Raw genomic sequence first — 1,650 nt, forward strand, 5'->3', positions numbered from 1 at the left:
TGGGGACTGCAAGCAATAAGCCCCATTAAGTTTACGTAGTTTGACTATTCCCTGCTGATATTCTTCCAGGCGACAGCAAACCACCCCACGGCGTTGGATGTTTTGCTTGAAAAACTGATTAATTTTGGTGACGCACAGCCGTTGACGGGGTATGCCTAACTCGTCTAAACCATCGAGAAGGGGCAGTATTTCATGGTTTTCCAGCCATTTTTGGCTAATTTTTTTGTCAATGCTGTGAATGCTCTTGAGTTGAGCAACTAACCATTGATCAATCGGTTGCTGATCATTTTTCCAGGCAGAAAGCTCGAAGATGATCGGGACCGGTGCAGCATTATTCTGTTCTGCTTGCTTAACTAAATCCTCTGCTAGTCTTAGTAAAGTGGTGGTTTTTCCAGACCCTGGTTTCCCTAAAATGAGTAGCCGACCGTTGACATCTGGCCGTTCCAATACCTCCATTGCTGAGGTTTTAGGCGGTAAGGGAATTACTTTCTGTCGCTCAGCACGTCCTACCGCCCCCTTGCTCTCCTCCATGGGTAATTCCAGATACAGATTAATCTCTAACTGGTCTCGGTGCAGAGAATCCTGGAGTCGAATTGTTACCTCCTGCTTAACTTCTTTGAGTAACTTTTTGCGATTGCAACTAGCAGCATACTGATCACGGTCGAGCCAGGCAATTAGCTTACGTTGTAATTCTGTCCAAAGGGGAGCTGGCACATGTCTTCGCTGCTCGCGATGATCATTGTAATCACCCTCGACATACACACTTTGGTCATTAACATCAGTCTCGCGGTAATTACGTCCTGTCTTAATTTCACGCTCTGGCCGCTTTCGTTCTTCAGTCACGACTGTAAATCAAGCTAGGGTGATCGAGGTGTAGTCTGGTGTTAAGATTGCTGAGTTTGCTGCCAATCTTGCAGCGCACCGATAACAAAACTAGCAGCCGGATGGTTCAGCAGTTGCTCAACAGCACTGACACCTCCAGCTTTCAAGGCACTGAGTACTCTATTACTCAAATCAGGATTAGTTTGAATCTGCTTAAATGCTGCTGCTGCCACCTTCATCTTTCCAGTGGTAGTATCGGTAGGGTAAGTTTTACTTAAGGTCTCTAGTAATTCTTGAATCTCTGCCGCAGCTTCCGCGAGGTTTTGTTTTTGCTCTGGGTTATTGTAGTAATCGCCCTCGACGTAAGTACCTTGGTCGTTGTTGTAGGTTTCTCGGTAATCTCTACCTGTTTTATGGTAATTCTTACTTTCATGGTAATCCCTACCAGCTTGAATATGGCGATCGCCACTCATACCTAATTTCTCCTTAGCCCCTCACGGTAAAGCCAATCCTATATCCCTTTTCAGCCATGAGCACCCTCTATCCTGTAGAAATGGGAGTATTGGGTGTATTATAGCTAGATTCGTAAGAGATTGACTGAATGTCAACTCCGTGAACCAGCCAGAAGAAGGCTACTGCCAAGAAAGAAGGTTTTACTGCCCATCTGCTCACTAATCAAGTGGAACGGGCATCTTGCCGTAGAACAGGCATCTTGCCTGTTTCATTTTCCGGCATCTTGGTGGAATGGGCATCTTAGTGGAATGGGCATCTTAGTGGAATGGGCATCTTAGTGGAATGGGCATCTTAGTGGAATGGGCATCTTGGTGA

The 1,650-nt window shown here is 45.9% G+C and carries 3 protein-coding genes; 1 reads left to right on the forward strand and 2 read right to left on the reverse strand.

Annotated features, from left to right (window positions below):
• Nucleotides 1–843: NACHT domain-containing protein (locus F6K20_RS37570; protein ID WP_287298261.1), on the reverse strand; the 843-nt coding region annotated here is incomplete at its 3' end.
• 41 nt (nt 844–884) lie between these two features.
• Entirely contained in the window at nt 885–1,295 is a 411-nt protein-coding gene (locus tag F6K20_RS37575) for a hypothetical protein (protein WP_287298263.1), read from the reverse strand.
• 120 nt (nt 1,296–1,415) lie between these two features.
• Between F6K20_RS37575 and F6K20_RS37580 the strand changes: the two genes are divergently transcribed.
• Nucleotides 1,416–1,613 carry a hypothetical protein gene (locus F6K20_RS37580; RefSeq protein ID WP_287298264.1) on the forward strand — a complete coding sequence of 66 codons (198 nt, stop codon included), beginning with the start codon at nt 1,416–1,418 and terminating at the stop codon, nt 1,611–1,613.
• The last annotated feature ends 37 nt before the right edge of the window (nt 1,614–1,650 follow it).

The sequence above is a fragment of the Moorena sp. SIO2C4 genome (assembly GCF_010672485.1).
GTDB lineage: Bacteria > Cyanobacteriota > Cyanobacteriia > Cyanobacteriales > Coleofasciculaceae > Moorena > Moorena producens.